Genomic DNA, 217 nt, shown 5'->3' on the forward strand with positions numbered 1-217 from the left:
GGTGAATACACGGTTGGTGATGTGGTGACCGTGAACGTCAATGGCGTTAACTTAACCACCACCGTACAAGCGGGTGGTACCTGGGCTGTGACGGTTGCCGGCGGGCAATTGGTACTTGATGCTGACACAGTGATTAACGTCAGCATTGCAGCAACCGATGCAGCAGGCAACGTGGGCAACGCCACTGCGGATGCGAGCTACACAGTCGACATCACCA

1 protein-coding gene is annotated in these 217 nt (G+C 55.8%); it reads left to right on the forward strand.

The window, feature by feature from the left end; all coding sequences use genetic code 11:
• Positions 1–217, forward strand: a 217-nt coding sequence (locus GBI66_RS19610) for a hypothetical protein (RefSeq protein ID WP_171494364.1), incomplete at both ends; no start/stop codon positions are given.

The organism is Acinetobacter sp. TUM15071 (assembly GCF_008980925.1).
GTDB lineage: Bacteria > Pseudomonadota > Gammaproteobacteria > Pseudomonadales > Moraxellaceae > Acinetobacter > Acinetobacter dispersus.